Genomic DNA, 18,112 nt, shown 5'->3' with positions numbered 1-18,112 from the left:
GGCTGGTCGCCCGATGTCAGTCTGACCCAATGGCAGAGACGGGGAGTGGCTTCATCCGTAATGGGCGAAAATGATAAAGATAATGATTACGATTATCAATATAATTATGAAGAATTGTGTCAAGCTGTAACCGTGCGGACATAAAAAAAGCCCTCTTTTCAGAGGGCTTTTATCGCACAATTGCGAAGATTAACGCTTAAAGCGGTCCGGGAAGGTCATTTCGCTGTAGCGAACAAAGCGGGTGCCTTTCGCCAGCTTGTAACCAAACCAGATGACGAGGAACAGCGGAATACCGATGTAGGTCGCCGCCACGCCGCCCCAGTCAATGGTGTCCTTGAGGAACGCTTCGTAGTTCTGTCCGAGGGTGATGATAAGGCACAGCACGAAGGCGAAGATCGGCCCCAGCGGGAAGAACCCGGAACGATACGGCAGATTATTAATATCGTTACCCTGCATGACGTAGCCGCGACGGAAACGATAGTGGCTGATCGCAATACCCAGCCAGGCGATAAAGCCGGTCATCCCGGAGGTGTTCAGCAGCCACAGGTACACCGTCTGGTTGCCGAACATGGACGTCAGGAAGCACAGCGCCGCGATAACAGTGGTCGCGTACAGCGCGTTGCGCGGCACGCCGCCACGCGACAGCTTCGAGAAAATACGCGGCGCTTTGCCGTCGCAGGCCAGGGTGTACAGCATACGCGTGGAAGCGTACATCCCGGAGTTACCGGCCGACAGAACGGCAGTCAGGATAACCGCGTTCATGATCGCCGCCGCCGACAGCAGACCAGCATGCTGGAAGACCAGCGTGAACGGGCTGACGGAGATATCCTTCACGTCGTTGCGCAGCAGGCTCGGGTCGGTGTACGGAATGATCAGGCTGATAATCAGAATGGCGAAAACGTAGAACAGCAGGATACGCCAGAAGACCTGGCGCACCGCGCGCGGGATGTTCTTCTCCGGATCCTCAGACTCACCGGCCGCGATGCCGATAAGCTCAGTGCCCTGGAAGGAGAAGCCGACAATCATCGCCACGCCGATCATCGCCGAGAAACCACCGGCGAATGGCGCATCCGCGATCCCCCAGTTGCTCCAGCCAGTGGGCTGCGACCCTTTGAAGATGCCGACAATCATCATCACGCCGACAATAATAAAGATAATGACGGTGGCGACTTTGATCAGCGAGAACCAGTATTCCGCCTCGCCAAAGCCGCGCACCGAGATCCAGTTCAGCAGGAACATAATGCCAAGGAACAAGGCGCTCCAGATCCAGCCCGGGGTATCAGGGAACCAGTAGCTCATCACCAGTTGCGAAGCCACGAGGTCAACGGCGATCGTCACCGCCCAGTTGTACCAGTAGTTCCAGCCCAGCGCGAAGCCGAAGCCTTCTTCAACATAATTCTGGCCGTAGGTGGCGAAGGAACCGGACACCGGCATAAACGCCGCCAGCTCGCCCAGGCTGGTCATCAGGAAATAGACCATCAAACCGATCAGAATATAAGACAGCAGCGCCCCGCCGGGACCTGCTTGCGAAATGGTTGCGCCAGAGGCAACAAAAAGACCCGTACCGATGGAACCGCCAATGGCGATCATGGTCAAGTGGCGCGCCTTCAGTTCACGACGTAGCGTGGGCGCTTCTGTGGTTTTAGTTTCCGAAACCATGTGATAATGCTATCCATCCAAAAAATGAGGCGCGATTGTAGCAGACGATCGGGGTTCCATCCGGTACAAATGCAAAGTTATAAGAGAGCTTCATGATCGCCCGCAAATTATTAGTAAAGCACTAACCTGCGGAATTGCCAGCGAATTCCCCCCGTTATGAGGCGTAAAAACCGGGTGCTACACCTGGCAATATTGCAGAAAACGTTGTAATGCTTTGGAAATATGCTTCTGCCGATGATGGATCCGCCACAGCGTGCGCGTCAGCCGGGGCAATGGCACTTTCAGCTCCGCCAGCGTGCCCGAGGCCAGCTGTTCGGCAATCACCCGGCGCGATAAACAGCTGATGCCCAGGCCATGCCGGACGGCGTGCTTGATCGCCTCCGAATTGCCCAGCTCCATGCCCATATGAAACGCCGGCAGATGCGACAGCAGTACATAATCGACAATCTCCCGGGTACCGGACCCATGCTCGCGCAGGATCCACGGCGCCTCAGCCAGTTGCTGCAGGGTCACCTCCCCCGCCAGCAGCGGCGAATCAGGCGCAGCAAACACCACCAGCTCATCTTCCAGCCACGGCTCGGCAATGATGTCGGCGGCATGGCACGGCCCCTCAATCAGACCGAAATCCACCCGCAGGTCGGCGACGGCGTTGATCACATCCAGGCTGTTGCCGACGCTCAATTCCACCGGCAGTTCCGGGAAGTCATGGCGATAACGGGCGATGATCTCCGGCATAATATAGTTGCCGATGGTGCTGCTGGCGTAGACCCGGATCGCCCCGTTATCGCCGCGAAACAGCTGTTCGATCTCCAGCGCCCGCTCCAGTAGCGCCAGCGCACGCGGGTACAGCAGCCGTCCGTGCTCATTCACCACCAGTCGTTTACCGACGCGGTCAAACAGCTGCACGCCGAGCTGCCCTTCCAGATCGGTCAGCGCGGCGCTGACCGCAGATTGCGAAAGCGCCAGCATCTGTGACGCCTGAGTGGTTGACCCACTCTTATGGACTTCGGCGAACACTTCCAACTGCCGCAGCGTAATATGCATAACCCACCCGTTTAGTAATCCAACCTGAATAACCTTCCTTACTATGGTGACACAAATCGAGGCGGCTGAAGGAAGGAAAATCCGCTTATGTCACAAAATCATCGTCTTGCCGGGAAACCGCCCCGCTTTCGCCGCATCGCTCCCCTGCCCCCTTGTCAGCGACGATGCGGTCCTTAACCACTTATTACGATTGATTATAAACATATAATCAATTTTATATTTAACCGCGCGCGGCGTAACCTTTAGGCAGACAAAGGAGAAGGTTATGACAGCACTCACTTTACCCACCAAACATCGTTCCCTGTGGCATTTTGTCCCAGGCCTGGCGCTGACCGCCGCGCTGACCGGCGCCGCCCTGTGGGCCGGGAGTTTCCCGGCCATCGCCGGCGCAGGCTTTAGCGCCCTGACCCTCGCTATCCTGTTCGGGATGGTCGTCGGCAACACGGTCTACCCGAAAATCTGGCAGCCCTGCGACGGCGGGGTGATCTTCGCCAAGCAGCACCTGCTGCGCCTGGGGATCATCCTCTACGGCTTCCGCCTGACGTTCGCCCAGATTGCCGACGTCGGCGTGAGCGGTATTTTGATTGACGTTCTGACGCTCTCCAGTACCTTTTTCATCGCCTGCTTCCTTGGCCAGAAAGTGTTTGGTCTCGACAAACACACCAGCTGGCTGATCGGCGCCGGCAGCAGCATCTGCGGCGCGGCGGCTGTGCTCGCCACCGAACCGGTGGTCAAAGCCGAAGCCAGTAAAGTGACGGTCGCCGTCGCCACGGTGGTTATCTTCGGTACCATCGCCATCTTCCTCTACCCGGCGATGTACCCGCTGCTGGCGCACTGGTTTACTCCGGAGACCTACGGGATCTATATGGGTTCCACCATGCATGAAGTGGCGCAGGTGGTTGCCGCCGGCCATGCAGTCAGCCCGGACGCCGAGAACGCGGCGGTTATCGCCAAAATGCTGCGCGTCATGATGCTGGCTCCGTTCCTGCTGTTCCTGGCGGCGCGTGTTAAACAGCTGACCCCGGCAGGCAACGGCGAGAAAAGCAAAATCACCATTCCGTGGTTCGCGATTATGTTCATCCTGGTGGCGGTGTTTAACTCCTTCCATCTGCTGCCGAAAGCCGTGGTGGATATGCTGGTGACGCTGGATACCGTTCTGCTGGCGATGGCAATGGCCGCCCTCGGGGTCACCACTCACGTCAGCGCGCTGAAAAAAGCCGGGGCGAAACCGCTGCTGATGGCGCTGATGCTGTTCGTCTGGTTGATTGTCGGCGGCGGGGTCATTAACGTCGCTATCCACAGCCTGATGGCATAAAGCACTACATCTTTCTCCAGTTAAGCCGCTATCATTACCCACCCCCCAGCGGCTTTAACTGGAGTTTTTTTATGAAATACGTAGGAGCGCACGTGAGCGCCTCAGGTGGACTGGCCAATGCCGCCATTCGCGCCGCCGAAATCGAAGCAACCGCCTTCGCCCTCTTCACCAAAAACCAGCGCCAGTGGCGCGCCGCGCCGCTCAACGACGAAACCATCGCCGAATTCAAAGCCGCCTGCGAAAAGTATCACTTTGGCCCCGGGCAGATCCTGCCGCACGACAGCTACCTGATTAACCTCGGCCATCCGGTGGAAGAGGCGCTGGAAAAATCCCGTGATGCCTTCATTGATGAGATGACCCGCTGCCAGCAGCTGGGGCTGACGCTGCTCAACTTCCACCCCGGCAGTCATCTGCAGCAGATCCCGGAGGAGGCGTGCCTGGCGCGCATCGCCGAATCGATCAATATCGCGCTGGCGAAGACCGAAGGCGTCACCGCGGTGATCGAAAACACCGCCGGCCAGGGCAGCAACCTCGGCTTTAAGTTCGAGCACCTCGCGGCGATTATCGACGGCGTGGAAGATAAATCCCGCGTCGGCGTCTGCATCGATACCTGCCACGCGTTCGCTGCCGGCTATGACCTGCGCAGCGCCGAAGCCTGCGAGAAGACCTTTGCCGACTTCGAGCGTATCGTCGGCTTCCAGTATCTGCGCGGCATGCACCTGAATGATGCCAAGAGTACGTTTGGCAGCCGCGTTGACCGTCACCATAGCCTTGGCGAAGGCAACATTGGCCACGACTGCTTCCGCTGGATCATGCAGGACAGCCGCTTCGACGGCATTCCACTGATTCTGGAAACCATCAACCCGGATATCTGGGCGGAAGAGATTGCCTGGCTGCGGGCACAGCAGATCGCCGAAGTGGCGTAAAACAGAGACAAAAAAAGGGCCGAACAATCGGCCCTTTTTTATTACGGTAAGATTATGCCGCTTTTTCGACGTCCACTACCTGCGCTTCCGGGCGTTTCAGCACCGCGTAGGAGAGGCCCGCCACCAGCGTCCCGGCAACAATCGCCAGCAGGTAGCCCAGCACCGGCGTAATCGCTCCCGGGATCAGCAGGACAAACAGACCGCCGTGCGGCGCCATCAGTTTCGCGCCAATCGCCATCGAGATAGCGCCGGTTACCGCGCCGCCGACGATGCAGCAAGGCAGCACGCGCATCGGGTCACGGGCGGCAAAAGGAATCGCCCCTTCAGAGATAAAGCACAGGCCGAGAACCAGCGCGGCTTTCCCCCCTTCACGCTGCCCTTTGTCGAACTTATTGCGGGCAACCAGCGTCGCGATACCCATCGCCAGCGGAGGCACCATACCGGCCGCCATGATCGCCGCCATCGGCGCGTAGGTCTGGGTACTCAGCAGGCCCACGCCAAAGGCATAAGCCGCTTTATTCACTGGCCCGCCCATGTCGGTACACATCATCGCGCCGAGGATTGCGCCCAGCAGAACCGCGTTCGCGGTGCCCATGGTTTGCAGCCAGTGGGTCAGCCAGGCGAGAATACCGGCTACCGGTTTACCGATCAGGTAGATCATCGCCAGACCCACGATCAGGCTGGAGACCAGCGGAATGATCAGGATTGGCTTCAACGCTTCCATACTCTGCGGCAGTTTCAGCTTCGTGCTGATGGCTTTCGCCACGTAACCGGCAAGGAAACCAGCAATGATCCCGCCAATAAAGCCGGAGCCGCCGCTGACCGCCAGCATACCGCCGATAAGACCCGGGGTCAGGCCCGGACGGTCGGCAATGGAGAAGGCGATAAAGCCTGCCAGCACCGGTACCATCAGCGCGAAGGCCGAGCCGCCGCCGATCTGCATCAGCGCCGCCGCCAGGGTGTCTTTCACTTCAAACGCTTTGATCCCGAAGGCAAAGGAGAGCGCAATACACAGGCCCCCGGCCACCACCATCGGCAGCATGTAGGAGACGCCGGTCAACAGGTGGCGGTAGGCGCCCGCCGACTCTTTTTTCCCTTCGCCAGCAGCCTGAGGTTTACCGGACGGCTGGTACGGTTTGGCTTCGGCCACCGCTTTATCCAGCTCCTGGGCGGTTTTCTTCAGCGCCAGACCGGTGGTGGTGCGATACATTGGCTTACCGGCGAATTTCGCCAGGTCCACCTCGATATCGGCAGCGACGATCACCAGATCCGCCTCGGCCACCTCTTCCGGGGTGATGGCATTGCCAGCCCCAACGGAGCCGCGGGTTTCCACCTTCACCCACCAGCCGCGTTTTTTGGCTTCGGTTTCGATGGCTTCTGCCGCCATAAAGGTATGAGCAACGCCGGTCGGGCAGGCCGTGACCGCGACAATACGTTTCGGTCCGCCGGTAGCCGCCGGGGCTGCCGCAGCGGCAGGGGCCGCGTACGGCGTTGCGTGACCTTTGGCTTCGCTGAGGAACAGCTCCGGGTGCGCCACGGCGCGATTAATATCGCCAAGGTAGACCTGTTTGCCGTTCAGCGCGCTGTCGGTGGGCAGCGCCGCGCCCAGCACAATCACCAGTTCGGCGTCGTTCGGGTTATCAATCAGTTCAAGGTGCGCTTTAGGCGCTGCCGCTCCCAGCAGGGTTTTCGCCATATAGGCGCGCGCCTGTCCGAGTCCGGCATCAATAATCAGCAGCGTTTTCATTATGCCTCTCCTGCTGTCAATTAAAGGGTTGTAAGTCGACGCGCGCCATCATCGCGGCCAACTGGGTACGGTCGGTAATACCCACGTTGCTCTGGCTGACGGCCAGGGCAGCGACGGCAGTCGCCAGGCGCAGGGTATGCTCGCTGGATTCACGCATCAGCAGGCCGTAAATCAGGCCGCCAACCATCGAATCGCCGGCGCCGACGGTGCTGACCACTTCCACTGAAGGCGGTTTGGCAATCCACTCACCGGAGGCGTTCACCCACAGCGCGCCCTCTTCACCCAGGGAAATCACCACGTGGGCGATACCCTGCTCGCGCAGCGCATGGGCGGCTTCGATAACATCTTTCATCTCCGGCAGCTTACGCCCGGCCCAGATCTCCAGCTCGCGACGGTTCGGTTTCACCAGCCATGGCGCCGCTTTCAGTCCGGCAACCAGCGCTTCGCGGCTGCTGTCGAAAATAATGCATGGGCACTGGCTGCGCAGACGGGTCATCCAGTCGGTGAAGGCCTCCGGGCTGACGCCGGACGGCAGGCTGCCGCTGACGCAGACCATATCGAACTGCCCGAGCCAGCTCAGGGAGTCGTTGACGAAGCGTTCCCAGTCGCCCGGGGTGACTTCAAAGCCGGAGAAGTTGAAATCCGTCACTTCGCCATCTTTTTCCGTCAGCTTAACGTTGATACGGGTCCGACCCTGCACCACCTGGAAACGGTTGGCGATCCCCAGCTCGCTGAACAGTTGCTGAAAGCCATCCTGGTTGTCTTTGCCCAGGAAGCCGCCGACGGTGACATCAATGCCGAGATCTTTCAGCACTTTCGCCACGTTGATGCCTTTCCCGGCGGCATGCAGGCCGGTGGTGCGCACCAGGTTCACTTCACCGCGTTCAATCTCCGGGGTGAACCCCACCAGATCGTACGCCGGGTTTAACGTAATCGTTGCTACACGTCTGCTCATTTATGCGCCCTCCCCAAGGCCTGCGGCGATCGCTTCGCCAATCGCATCCAGCGCTTGTTGCGCATCCTCACCCTGCGCGGTGAAACGCAGACGGTGACCTTTTTTCACACCCAGCGCCACGACCTTCATCAGGCTGCGACCGTTGGCCGGCTTGCCGGAACCGTCGAGATTGGTGACGGTGATGTCGCTGGAGAATTGTTTAATCGTATTGACCAGCATGGTGCCCGGTCGGGCATGCAGGCCGTGCTCATTGCGCACCACGAATTCGGCGCTCAGCACATCTTCCGCAATGGCATCGTCGCTGGTCAGCAGCGCCAGCACGGTGGCGGCGTCGGCTTTCAGCAAACGGTCAGCTTTCTTGTCCAGCAACAGCTTGCTCAGGCGGTTCAGCACCGCAGTCGGCTGCTCATCGGCCATCGCCACCGTGACCAGCAGAGAAACCGGCTGGTCGTCGCGGGTAAAGGCATTAGCCGCGCGGCTGACTGCCACGGCGCTGCGCAGATTGCCTTCCGCACTGTCGTTCAGCCAGACGCCCTGACCGAGGTTCAGCGGCGTATCGTTGATAGCGTGGCTTACGAATGCCGTGTCAGCGGCACCCACTTCTTTCAGTCGCGCCGCGTTCAGCGCCTGCAGGGTCAGCAGATCGCTGGCCGCCACGTCGAGGCTGAGGGTCTCGTTGTCCAGCTTCAGCGCTTCGCTCTGTTTTTCCCCCATCAGCAGCGCACGCAGCTCTTCCGCGGTGGTGGCGGACTGCAGCTGCGCGGCTACTGCGTCATCGCTTAGCACATGGGTCAGCTGACGCAGGAGGCCAAGGTGTTCATCTGAGCTGGCGGCAATCCCGATCGCCACATAGGCGGTCTGCCCTTCGCCCCAGGTGACGCCCTGCGGGAACTGAAATACCTGGACGCCGGTCTTCAGCACCTGGTCACGGGTGTCCGTCGTGCCGTGCGGGATCGCAATCCCGTTGCCGAGGAAGGTCGAGGTCTGCTGCTCGCGAGCCAGCATACCGTTCACGTAGCCATCAGCCACGTTGCCGGCGCTGACCAGCGCGGCGGCGACCTGCCGGATGGCCTCTTCTTTATTACCGGCCTGCTGGCCGGGATGAATATCCTGCACAGATAACTGGAACATGGTTCTCCTCTCCTGCTGAATTGAATCGTTTCAGCTAACTTGAGAAAAAAGGCGCCATCTGACGGGGAACGGATTGTCGAATGACGCTGAAACGTTTCAAGAATTTTGTACCTTTCTTGCTCAACGCGCAAGGTACGTCAGCGACTTGATTGCAGAACTTAGAGGTACTGCACACTTTTGCTGAAGCCTTTGCTATCGACCACCGCAAATGTCAGCTTTTTGCTGAACCTTATATTTTGAAACGCCTTTTTAATTATTCGTGCCATACTACTGTTTATTTTCAGCCAGCAGGCGTAAACTCCGCGCCGTCTCCTGAAACTACAGAAAACCGAACATGCAAAACCGTAGCGCCGCTCTTCCCCGACGCGGGTTCGATGTAACCTCTTCCGCATTCTTGATCGTCGCCTTTCTGACAGGCATTGCCGGGGCGTTGCAAACCCCAACCCTGAGCCTCTTTTTGACCAACGAAGTGCACGTCCGCCCGGCGATGGTCGGCTTCTTTTTTACCGGTAGCGCCGTCATTGGCATTCTGGTCAGCCAGTTTCTCGCCGGCCGCTCCGACCGGCGGGGCGATCGCAAACAGCTGATTGTCGTCTGCTGCCTGCTGGGGGTGCTGGCCTGCCTGCTGTTTGCCTGGAACCGGAACTACTTCATTTTGCTGTTTATCGGCGTCTTCCTCAGTAGCTTTGGCTCGACCGCCAACCCGCAGATGTTCGCCCTCGCGCGCGAGCACGCCGACAAGACCGGTCGCGAAGCGGTGATGTTCAGCTCCATTTTGCGCGCCCAGGTCTCCCTGGCATGGGTGATTGGTCCCCCGCTGGCCTACGCCCTGGCGATGGGGTTTGGTTTTACCGCAATGTATCTCAGCGCTGCGGCGGCGTTTATCGTCTGCGGGATCATGGTCTGGCTGTTCTTACCCAGCATGCATAAAGCGGCGGCGGTGGCGACGGGCCGGCTGGAAGCCCCGCGCACGCACCGCCGCGATGCGCTGCTGCTGTTTAGCATCTGCACGCTGATGTGGGGCACCAACAGCCTGTACATCATTAATATGCCGCTGTTTATCATTAATGAGCTGCATCTGCCGGAGAAGCTGGCCGGGCTGATGATGGGCACCGCGGCCGGACTGGAAATTCCTACCATGCTGATTGCCGGTTATTATGCCCGGCGCTTTGGTAAACGCTTTCTGATGCGCCTTTCGGCAGTGGCCGGTGTGTTGTTTTACGTGGGCATGTTGACGGTGCATACGCCGGCGCTGCTGCTGGCGATGCAGGTGCTGAACGCCGTCTATATCGGGATCCTCGCCGGGATCGGCATGCTCTATTTCCAGGATCTGATGCCGGGGCAAGCGGGCGCGGCCACTACCCTCTACACCAATACCACCCGCGTTGGCTGGATTATCGCCGGTTCACTGGCGGGGGTCGTGGCGGAAATTTGGAGCTATCACGCGGTGTTCTGGATAGCGCTGGTCATGGGTATCACCGCTCAGGTCTGCCTGTGGCGGATCAGGGACGTGTAGGCAAAACGGCCCGGCCTCGACCGGGCCATCCTGATTAATGATCCAGATAGAGGTAATGCAGCCAGCTGGTCATCCGCAGCAGGACTTTGCGCATAATCGACACATGGGCAAAATAATCGGTATAAACCGCCGCCTGCGCACTGACCCCGTCCGGTAAATGTTCCACTTCCGGGTGGGGATCGAGGTCGATCAGCACATAGATGCCCTCTTTTCCTGCCCCGGCGCTCAGCCCCTGCAGCGCACCGCTGGCCTGATAGCTGCCATCCGGGATCGCCGGCAGCACCCGCGATACCTTACCGCTGTAGACGCTGCCCGGCAGACCATTAAACACCACCTCCGCGCTATCCCCGGCCGTCAGACGCAGAACCGAGTTCTGGCGGAATACCGCCACCACCTGGCGCTTTTGCTGGGGAATAAACACCAGCACCGGCTTGAAGGGCAGACGTACCGCGGTCATCCCCGGCCGCGCCAATAGCTGGGTAACGTAGCCATCGCTCGGCGCACGAACCACAGTTTGCGCCAGATTATACTCCGCCTCGAGGATCTGCGATTTCAGACTGGCAATGTTGGCATCAAGCCCGTTATAGCGGCCAGACACCTGCTCTCTGGCGTTTTGTAATTGCGCTTTCGCCGCCTGCAATACCGCCGTCTGGATCTGCACCTGCTGCCTGGCGTGAGTCACATCCTGTTCCGAGAAAGGATTGACCGGCATGGCCGCTCCCTGGGCATAACGCTGGTAGTCACGGGTAACACGATCGTACTCAGCCTGCGCCTGCTGCGCTCTGGCGCTGGCATCGTCGATAGTCGCCTGCTTCGCCCGCAGCGTCGCCTCCCCGGCCGCCAGATCGGCTTTCAGCTTGTTCAGCCGCGCGCGGTAGCGGGTGTCATCGATGCGGAACAGCAGTTCGCCCTTCTTCATTAACACATTGGTTTTACTAGTGACCTCAACCACCTCGCCTGAGACCTGAGGCACCATCGGAATAGAAACAACAATTTTTTGCGCCCGCAGCGTATAGGGATGGTTATAGTTCATCGTTAATATTAACGCGCCTACGACCACTATTCCGCCTAATATGGCAGTGGGTATTGTCCATTTATTTACTGGAATGCGAAATATCTTAAAAACGCCCCAGGCGATGGCGACATAGCAAAGGATAATTAACAGATCCATATTATTTATCTTTATTCCCCGCTGACGCCTGCTGGCTGTTTTTTAACGCCGCTTCGAGTAATGCGATACGTTGCTCCAGTTCCTTGCGTTGCAGACTATCCTCGGTCTGCGAAGCCATCCCCCACCCGCGGTCAGGGCGGTACAAGGTGGCCCAGATCCACAGAAAAGGCCAGATAGCATGCAGGGTAAACAGGCTTATCCAGCCCGCCACATGAATCGCGTCCTGATGGGGGTGCTGCCGTTTTTGCGCGATATGATAGGGAATATCGTGGATAATAATCACTCCATAAAATAATATGAGAAAAACCAGTATTAATACAAACAAAGCAAAATAATTAAGCAGCATGGTGCATATACACTCAGTAAGCCAGCGGGAAGATCGTTATTTTTAATGACGTCGAGGACCACAAAAGAAGCGATAAAACGCACAATTTTCCTTAAATAACGGACTGTTCAACGCAAAGGCCATCATACGTTTAGCTGATCAATAAATCACATGGCAATTCCGTCAAACTGGTATATCATTTTTGATATACCACAGATATCAGGCAGCGATAAGATGTTGAAAGACTTTAAAATGGATGAGCTGAGGATCATCTGCGCTATCGCCGAAACCGCCAGCGTGAGCCGGGCGGCCCAGCGCCTGAATATGCCCCAGTCTAACGTTTCGCGGACGCTGACCAGCGTGGAGCGGAAAGTCGGTTTGGCCATATTCCTGCGCACCGCCAGAGAGCTGGTGCGCACCGAGTTCGGCGAGCAGTTTATCCATGCCAGTCGCGCGGTTCTCGAACAACATGAGCAGCTTATCAACCTTGCCGACCGTTATAAGAACACGCTGCAGGGCGTGGTCACCCTTGGGGCGCCCATCGGTATCCATCAGTTTCTCGGGCGCTATATTCTGCCGGCGCTGAGGAAAACCCTGCCGGAGCTGCAGATCAATCTGGTCACCCGCAACGCCAGCGAGCGGGAACAGAAATACGGCGCCATCTTCAATAGCGACTGCGATCTGCTGATAAGCCCCTTTAAGCCGCAGAATGAAAATCTCATCGCCCGCCCCTTTACCCGCTTTCGCACCGGCGTCTTCGCCTCTCCGGACTATCTGGCGCAACATCCTATCGCCGAGCCGGAGGCGCTGGTGGATCATGAGTGCATTACCCTGCGCATGTTGGGCGGCAGCGACAATGTCTGGACATTCAAAAGCAAAAACGGCGAACCGCTTAATCTCACGGTAAAGGGGGGATTCGTTTGCGATAACACACTACCGGCGGTGGAGCTGGCGAAGCTGGGGATGGGGATCGTCTATGCGCCCTACTATTCACTCGCCACCGAGCTGGCGGCGGGACAGCTGGTTCCCTGTCTGAAAAAGGAGCGCTGTATCGACCTGCAGGCCTGGCTTATCTTCCAGCGGCGGGACATTCTCCCCCTGCGCGTACAGGCGCTACTCGACGGCCTCAGCGCCCATATCAAAAACCTGTCTCATCTGCTGCTTTAAGCTCAGGGCGCGGTGGCCAGCTCAAGATCCAGCAGCCAGGTGATGGCGTCATCGCGGTGGGTGAAGCACATCTCGGGCGAGGGCTGCAGGCTGGCGCACACCTTCGGGCGCAGAGGGGAGCCGAAAATCAGGCACAAGTTGTGCTCGGAAAGCTGAATACAGCGGGTATTGGCGGGCTTGCCCTGCGGCATGCCGGGTATTGGCGATGATATAGAGGGAGCGATGCAACATGCGCCACAATCGGTACGACATTCCACAACCCAGCTCCCAAACGCTCATTTTGTGCCACAGCCTAAACGTTTTGCCAGAAGATAGCAAAACTCGCGAATTCCGCTTGCCTGAAGGCGCGGGCGCGAGTAGTTTTACGCGATATTTTTGACTCGTTAAGTGACAGGATTACTGCAATGCCAAGAGCGAATGAAATTAAAAAAGGTATGGTGCTGAATTACAACGGCAAGCTGCTGATTGTGAAAAATATCGATATTCAGTCACCCAGCGCCCGTGGTGCTGCGACACTGTATAAAATGCGCTTCTCCGATGTGCGTACCGGCCTGAAAGTGGAAGAGCGCTTCAAAGGTGACGATATCGTCGATACCGTGACCCTGACCCGCCGTTTCGTTGACTTCTCCTATGTCGATGGCAACGAATACGTGTTCATGGATAAAGAAGACTATACCCCTTACACCTTTACCAAAGAGCAGATCGAAGAAGAGCTGCAGTTTATTCCGGAAGGCGGGATGCCGGATATGCAGGTGCTGACCTGGGACGGCCAGCTGCTGGCCCTGGAGCTGCCGCAGACCGTTGACCTGGAAATTATCGAAACCGCGCCGGGTATTAAAGGGGCATCCGCCAGCTCCCGCACCAAGCCAGCCACCATGAGCACCGGCCTGGTAATTCAGGTGCCGGAATACCTGACCACCGGTGAGAAAATCCGCATTCATATCGAAGAGTGCCGCTATATGGGCCGCGCGGATTAATCCTCTGTGACGCCCCGACAGTAAAAAAGGACAGCCGCTGGCTGTCCTTTTTATTTGGCGACGATATGCCCCGGTGCCGGGTAATATTCATTAAACACGGTTCCCGTATTTGTGCCGGATGGCGGCTGACGCCTTATCCGGCCTACGTACGACCTGTCGTTAATTTATTCACTATTCTTGCTGAAACTGCCGGTGCTGGCGGCCTCAACATCGCTGAGACGTTCCCGGAAGGCCGGGGCAGCCCGCATGGATGCGGGCTGAGGGCCGTGTTTTGCAGGGACGCTGCCTCGGCCCGACCCGAAGCCTGCAGGGATAAGTCGAAGGTACCACGAAGTGGCGATTTTGCTGGCCGGAGCCCGGGGGTACAGGGGGCGGCGGCGACTGGCCGTCCCCTGTGCGCTCCCTGCACCATGAGTAACATAACGCAGAAGAAATATCGGGAGCGCAATCTGCCCGGAAATAACAGAGAACACAGGTTTTTCCAGGGTCGACACTGTTGCAAACCGATCATAGTATCTACCCCATTGCGCCGTTATTTTGTCGGGTGGCGCTTCACTTACCCGACCAGGCTGACGCCCCGACAGTAAAAAGGGACAGCCGCTGGCTGTCCCTTTTATTTGGCGACGGTATGTCCCGGTGCCGGGTAATATTCATTCAACACGGTTCCCGTATTTGTGCCGGATGGCGGCTGACGCCTTATCCGGCCTACGATCCGGGCACCCTGTCGTTAAGTTATTCACTATTCTTGCTGAAACTGCCGGTGCTGGCGGCCTCAAAATCGCTGAGACGTTCCCGGAAGGCCGGGGCAGCCCGCATGGATGCGGGCTGAGGGCCGTGTTTTGCACGGACGCTGCCTCGGCCCGACCCGAAGCCTGCAGGGATAAGTCGAAGGCACCACGAAGTGGCGATTTTGCTGGCCGGAGCCAGGGGGTACAGGGGGCGGCGGCGACTGGCCGCCCCCTGTGCGCTCCCTGCACCATGAGTGACATAACGCAGAAGAAATATCGGGAGCGCAATCTGCCCGGAAATAACAGAGAACACAGGTTTTTCCAGGGTCGACACTGTTGCAAACCGATCACCGTATCTACCCCATTGCGCCGTTATTTTGTCGGGTGGCGCTTCACTTACCCGACCAGGCTGACGCCCCGACAGTAAAAAGGGACAGCCGCTGGCTGTCCCTTTTATTATCCCTGTTACCGCGATTACAACAGTTCAGGGTATTTGGTCATTTTCAGCGCCAGCTCGACGCCACGCACTTCCGCCATCCCCTTGAGACGGCCAATCGCCGAATAGCCTGGGTTGGTTTTCTTGCGCAGATCGTCAAGCATCTGATGACCATGATCCGGACGGAACGGGATCGGGCGCAGATCGCCAGCCTGCTTACGCCGCTGCTCTTCACGCAGAATCGCATCCACCACCGCCACCATATTGACGTCGCCGCTAAGGTGCGCCGCCTCGTGGAAGGTTTTCGGGTTCGCTTCACGACAGGTAGATCGCAGATGGGTGAAATGGATGCGATCGCCAAAGGTCTCCACCATCTTCACCAGATCGTTATCGGCGCGGACGCCATACGATCCCGTACACATGGTGAAGCCATTATTGATGCTGTCCACTGTCTCTTTCAGCCACTGCATATCTTCGATGGTCGACACGATACGCGGCAGGCCAAGGATCGGCCGCGGCGGATCGTCCGGATGCACCGCCAGGCGGATGCCTACCTCTTCGCACACCGGCACGATAGCCCGCAGGAAGTAGGCCATATTCTCGCGCAGCTGCGCTTTATCAATGTGGTCATATTCCGCCAGGCGCGCGCGGAACTGGTCAAGGGTGTAACCCTCTTCCGCCCCCGGCAGGCCGGCGATGATATTGCGGGTCAGTTTCTCGATGTCCGCTTCGCTCATCGCCTTGAAATAAACCTCAGCCTGACGCTGCTCTTCTTCGCTGTAATCTCCTTCCGCGCCCGGGCGTTTGAGGATATGCAGTTCAAAGGCGGCGAAGGCGATCTGATCGAAACGCAGCGCCCGGGAACCGTCCGGCAGCTCATATTCCAGATCGGTGCGCGTCCAGTCGAGGATCGGCATAAAGTTGTAGCATACGGTATCGATGCCGCAGGCCGCGAGGTTGCGGATGCTCTGCTGATAGTTGGCAATCCAGGTCGCATACTCCCCGCTGTGGGTTTTAATATCCTCATGCACCGGAATGCTTTCGACGACCGACCAGGTCAGCCCTTTTGCCGCTAACAGCGCCTGACGCGCTTTAATCTCCTCTACCGGCCAGACCTGACCGTTTGCAATATGGTGCAGCGCAGTCACGACGCCGGTCGCCCCTGCCTGCCGTACATCATCAAGCGATACCGGATCGTTCGGCCCATACCACCGCCAGGTTTGTTCCATCGCTATGCCCTCACAAAAGTTGTTATACCAATAATGGCGACACTCATGACGACTACCATACATGTTTCTTCTCAGGCTGCAAACAGTGCCGGCGCATTGATTGATCCAGCTCACAGTCAGCGGATAATTTCGGCTTACCAATTTAATTTCCTGTCATATAACTTTAGACTGGCATTGTTAATAAGCAGTTAAACAGGTGTGTAAATAATGACAACAATTGCAACCGCTACGCTACCGGAAAACGTGCAACGTCCTCAGTACGATCGCAGCCAGCTCCGCTCGCGTATTGTCCATTTCGGCTTTGGCGCGTTTCATCGCGCGCACCAGGCGCTGCTGACCGATCGCGTGCTGAATAACGTCGGCGGCGACTGGGGGATCTGCGAAATCAGTCTGTTCAGCGGCGATACGCTGATGAGCCAGCTTCGCGAACAGGACCATCTGTTTACCGTGCTGGAAAAAGGCGCCGACGGTAACCAGCCCATCGTGATCGGCGCGGTGCACGAATGCCTGAACGCCAGGCTCGATTCGCTGGCGGCAATTATCGAAAAATTTTGCGAGCCGCAGGTGGCGATTGTCTCGCTGACCATCACCGAAAAAGGCTATTGCATCGATCCGGCGACCGGCAAGCTGGATCCGACGCATCCGCGTATCGTTCACGATCTGGAAAATCCGACGCTACCGCAGTCGGCTCCCGGTATTTTAGTGGAAGCGCTGGCCCGCCGCCGGGACCGGGGCCTGCCGCCCTTTACCGTGCTCTCCTGCGATAACATTCCCGACAACGGCCACGTGGTGAAAAATGCCGTCCTCGGTATGGCGGAAAAACGCAGCCCGGCGCTGGCGAACTGGATCGCCGATAATGTCAGCTTCCCGGGCACCATGGTGGATCGCATTGTTCCTGCGGCCACCGCCGAGTCGCTGGCGGAAATCGCCGCCGTGCTGGGGGTCGACGATCCCTGCGCCATCAGCTGCGAACCCTTCATTCAGTGGGTGGTCGAAGACCACTTCGTCGCCGGACGACCGGCCTGGGAGACGGCCGGCGTGCAGATGACCGACGACGTGCTGCCCTGGGAGCAAATGAAGCTGCGGATGCTCAACGGCAGCCACTCTTTTCTCGCCTGGCTTGGCTATCTGGCAGGTCATGCGCACGTCAGCGACTGCATGCAGGATAACGTTTTCCGCCGCGCCGCTCGCCAGCTGATGCTTGACGAACAGGCTCCGACGCTGACCATTACCGGCGTCGATCTCGAGGCCTATGCCGACAGCCTCATCGACCGCTTCAGTAATCCGGCGCTCAAACACCGCACCTGGCAAATCGCCATGGACGGCAGCCAGAAACTGCCCCAGCGCATGCTCGACGGCATCCGCGTACATCTTGAGCGCGGCAGCCGCTGGCCGCTGCTGGCCCTCGGCGTTGCCGGCTGGATGCGCTACGTCAGTGGTACGGACGACGCGGGTCAGACGATCGACGTGCGCGATCCGCTGGTCGACAAGATCCAGCAGCGGGTGGCGCAGAGCGATGAGCAGCAGCGCGTCGATGCGCTACTGGGTCTGGAGGAAATATTTGGCCGCGACCTGCCGCACAACGCGCAGTTTGTCGCCGGGATCCGCGCCGCCTGGCAGCAACTGGCGACGCACGGTGCCCGCGAGGCCGTGGCCCGCGCGCTAAATTCTTAACAATATTTGCGCTTATGCGGACAGAATCTTCTTCTGTCCGCCTCAGGACTTCTCTTTTTCCCCTTTTTTCGTCAGGATAGACGTAACTGTTACAACATTACATTTATCCTGG

15 protein-coding genes are annotated in these 18,112 nt (G+C 58.2%); 6 read left to right on the top strand and 9 right to left on the bottom strand.

Annotated features, from left to right (window positions below; translation table 11 throughout):
* Positions 1 to 189: 189 nt before the first annotated feature.
* Complete coding sequence (locus tag SP68_RS07795) at positions 190 to 1,659, bottom strand: amino acid permease (RefSeq protein WP_008804022.1); 1,470 nt, start codon at positions 1,657 to 1,659, stop codon at positions 190 to 192.
* A 177-nt stretch (positions 1,660 to 1,836) separates the two neighbouring features.
* Positions 1,837 to 2,703, bottom strand: coding sequence for a DNA-binding transcriptional regulator YeiE (yieE, locus tag SP68_RS07790; protein ID WP_008804021.1), 867 nt, complete (start codon positions 2,701 to 2,703; stop codon positions 1,837 to 1,839).
* A gap of 265 nt (positions 2,704 to 2,968) precedes the next feature.
* Between yieE and SP68_RS07785 the strand changes: the two genes are divergently transcribed.
* Both SP68_RS07785 and nfo read left to right on the top strand, forming a co-directional pair.
* Entirely contained in the window at positions 2,969 to 4,018 is a 1,050-nt protein-coding gene (locus tag SP68_RS07785) for a YeiH family protein (RefSeq protein ID WP_002912935.1), read from the top strand.
* A 71-nt stretch (positions 4,019 to 4,089) separates the two neighbouring features.
* Entirely contained in the window at positions 4,090 to 4,944 is an 855-nt protein-coding gene (nfo, locus tag SP68_RS07780; protein ID WP_032755020.1) for a deoxyribonuclease IV, read from the top strand.
* A 52-nt stretch (positions 4,945 to 4,996) separates the two neighbouring features.
* Here the strand turns inward: nfo and fruA are convergent, their stop codons facing one another.
* The 3 genes from fruA to fruB are packed head-to-tail and all read right to left on the bottom strand — an operon-like array spanning position 4,997 to position 8,777.
* Positions 4,997 to 6,691 carry a PTS fructose transporter subunit IIBC gene (fruA, locus tag SP68_RS07775; protein WP_008804019.1) on the bottom strand — a complete coding sequence of 565 codons (1,695 nt, stop codon included), beginning with the start codon at positions 6,689 to 6,691 and terminating at the stop codon, positions 4,997 to 4,999.
* A gap of 16 nt (positions 6,692 to 6,707) precedes the next feature.
* Positions 6,708 to 7,646, bottom strand: coding sequence for a 1-phosphofructokinase (gene fruK, locus SP68_RS07770; protein ID WP_004103928.1), 939 nt, complete (start codon positions 7,644 to 7,646; stop codon positions 6,708 to 6,710).
* Positions 7,647 to 8,777, bottom strand: coding sequence for a fused PTS fructose transporter subunit IIA/HPr protein (gene fruB, locus SP68_RS07765; RefSeq protein WP_008804018.1), 1,131 nt, complete (start codon positions 8,775 to 8,777; stop codon positions 7,647 to 7,649). It lies immediately after the preceding gene.
* Positions 8,778 to 9,111: 334 nt separating this feature from the next.
* Between fruB and setB the strand changes: the two genes are divergently transcribed.
* Positions 9,112 to 10,293, top strand: a complete 1,182-nt coding sequence (setB, locus tag SP68_RS07760; RefSeq protein ID WP_008804017.1) for a sugar efflux transporter SetB — start codon at positions 9,112 to 9,114, stop codon at positions 10,291 to 10,293.
* 34 nt (positions 10,294 to 10,327) lie between these two features.
* Here setB and SP68_RS07755 read toward each other — a convergent pair whose 3' ends face one another.
* Together SP68_RS07755 and SP68_RS07750 are read right to left on the bottom strand one after the other, a co-directional pair.
* Positions 10,328 to 11,464, bottom strand: a complete 1,137-nt coding sequence (locus SP68_RS07755) for an HlyD family secretion protein (RefSeq protein WP_040968746.1) — start codon at positions 11,462 to 11,464, stop codon at positions 10,328 to 10,330.
* A 1-nt stretch (position 11,465) separates the two neighbouring features.
* Entirely contained in the window at positions 11,466 to 11,810 is a 345-nt protein-coding gene (locus SP68_RS07750) for a DUF3302 domain-containing protein (RefSeq protein WP_008804015.1), read from the bottom strand.
* A 213-nt stretch (positions 11,811 to 12,023) separates the two neighbouring features.
* Here SP68_RS07750 and SP68_RS07745 point away from each other — a divergent pair, with 213 nt between their 5' ends.
* Entirely contained in the window at positions 12,024 to 12,956 is a 933-nt protein-coding gene (locus SP68_RS07745) for a LysR family transcriptional regulator (protein WP_012541024.1), read from the top strand.
* A gap of 2 nt (positions 12,957 to 12,958) precedes the next feature.
* On the opposite strand, the gene SP68_RS07740 is transcribed toward SP68_RS07745, so the two are convergent.
* Positions 12,959 to 13,213, bottom strand: a complete 255-nt coding sequence (locus SP68_RS07740) for a YkgJ family cysteine cluster protein (RefSeq protein WP_008804013.1) — start codon at positions 13,211 to 13,213, stop codon at positions 12,959 to 12,961.
* A gap of 147 nt (positions 13,214 to 13,360) precedes the next feature.
* Here SP68_RS07740 and yeiP point away from each other — a divergent pair, with 147 nt between their 5' ends.
* Positions 13,361 to 13,933: an elongation factor P-like protein YeiP gene (gene yeiP, locus SP68_RS07735; protein ID WP_002912951.1), complete on the top strand. Its 573-nt coding sequence runs from the start codon at positions 13,361 to 13,363 to the stop codon at positions 13,931 to 13,933.
* Positions 13,934 to 15,135: 1,202 nt separating this feature from the next.
* On the opposite strand, the gene uxuA is transcribed toward yeiP, so the two are convergent.
* Positions 15,136 to 16,326 carry a mannonate dehydratase gene (uxuA, locus tag SP68_RS07730; RefSeq protein ID WP_008804012.1) on the bottom strand — a complete coding sequence of 397 codons (1,191 nt, stop codon included), beginning with the start codon at positions 16,324 to 16,326 and terminating at the stop codon, positions 15,136 to 15,138.
* A gap of 207 nt (positions 16,327 to 16,533) precedes the next feature.
* Between uxuA and SP68_RS07725 the strand changes: the two genes are divergently transcribed.
* A complete protein-coding gene (locus tag SP68_RS07725; RefSeq protein WP_040968747.1) occupies positions 16,534 to 18,000 on the top strand; it encodes a mannitol dehydrogenase family protein in 1,467 nt (488 codons plus the stop codon).
* Positions 18,001 to 18,112: the final 112 nt, after the last annotated feature.

Source organism: Klebsiella variicola (genome assembly GCF_000828055.2).
Classification (GTDB): domain Bacteria; phylum Pseudomonadota; class Gammaproteobacteria; order Enterobacterales; family Enterobacteriaceae; genus Klebsiella; species Klebsiella variicola.
This window is presented reverse-complemented; position numbering and strand designations above follow the sequence as displayed.

Bases quoted from the DNA above. Each gene is read 5' to 3' on its own strand.
- SP68_RS07795 (WP_008804022.1), bottom strand. From the start codon at position 1,659: ATGGTTTCGGAAACTAAAACCACAGAAGCGCCCACGCTACGTCGTGAA.
- yieE (WP_008804021.1), bottom strand. From the start codon at position 2,703: ATGCATATTACGCTGCGGCAGTTGGAAGTGTTCGCCGAAGTCCATAAG.
- SP68_RS07785 (WP_002912935.1), top strand. From the start codon at position 2,969: ATGACAGCACTCACTTTACCCACCAAACATCGTTCCCTGTGGCATTTT.
- nfo (WP_032755020.1), top strand. From the start codon at position 4,090: ATGAAATACGTAGGAGCGCACGTGAGCGCCTCAGGTGGACTGGCCAAT.
- fruA (WP_008804019.1), bottom strand. From the start codon at position 6,691: ATGAAAACGCTGCTGATTATTGATGCCGGACTCGGACAGGCGCGCGCC.
- fruK (WP_004103928.1), bottom strand. From the start codon at position 7,646: ATGAGCAGACGTGTAGCAACGATTACGTTAAACCCGGCGTACGATCTG.
- fruB (WP_008804018.1), bottom strand. From the start codon at position 8,777: ATGTTCCAGTTATCTGTGCAGGATATTCATCCCGGCCAGCAGGCCGGT.
- setB (WP_008804017.1), top strand. From the start codon at position 9,112: ATGCAAAACCGTAGCGCCGCTCTTCCCCGACGCGGGTTCGATGTAACC.
- SP68_RS07755 (WP_040968746.1), bottom strand. From the start codon at position 11,464: ATGGATCTGTTAATTATCCTTTGCTATGTCGCCATCGCCTGGGGCGTT.
- SP68_RS07750 (WP_008804015.1), bottom strand. From the start codon at position 11,810: ATGCTGCTTAATTATTTTGCTTTGTTTGTATTAATACTGGTTTTTCTC.
- SP68_RS07745 (WP_012541024.1), top strand. From the start codon at position 12,024: ATGTTGAAAGACTTTAAAATGGATGAGCTGAGGATCATCTGCGCTATC.
- yeiP (WP_002912951.1), top strand. From the start codon at position 13,361: ATGCCAAGAGCGAATGAAATTAAAAAAGGTATGGTGCTGAATTACAAC.
- uxuA (WP_008804012.1), bottom strand. From the start codon at position 16,326: ATGGAACAAACCTGGCGGTGGTATGGGCCGAACGATCCGGTATCGCTT.
- SP68_RS07725 (WP_040968747.1), top strand. From the start codon at position 16,534: ATGACAACAATTGCAACCGCTACGCTACCGGAAAACGTGCAACGTCCT.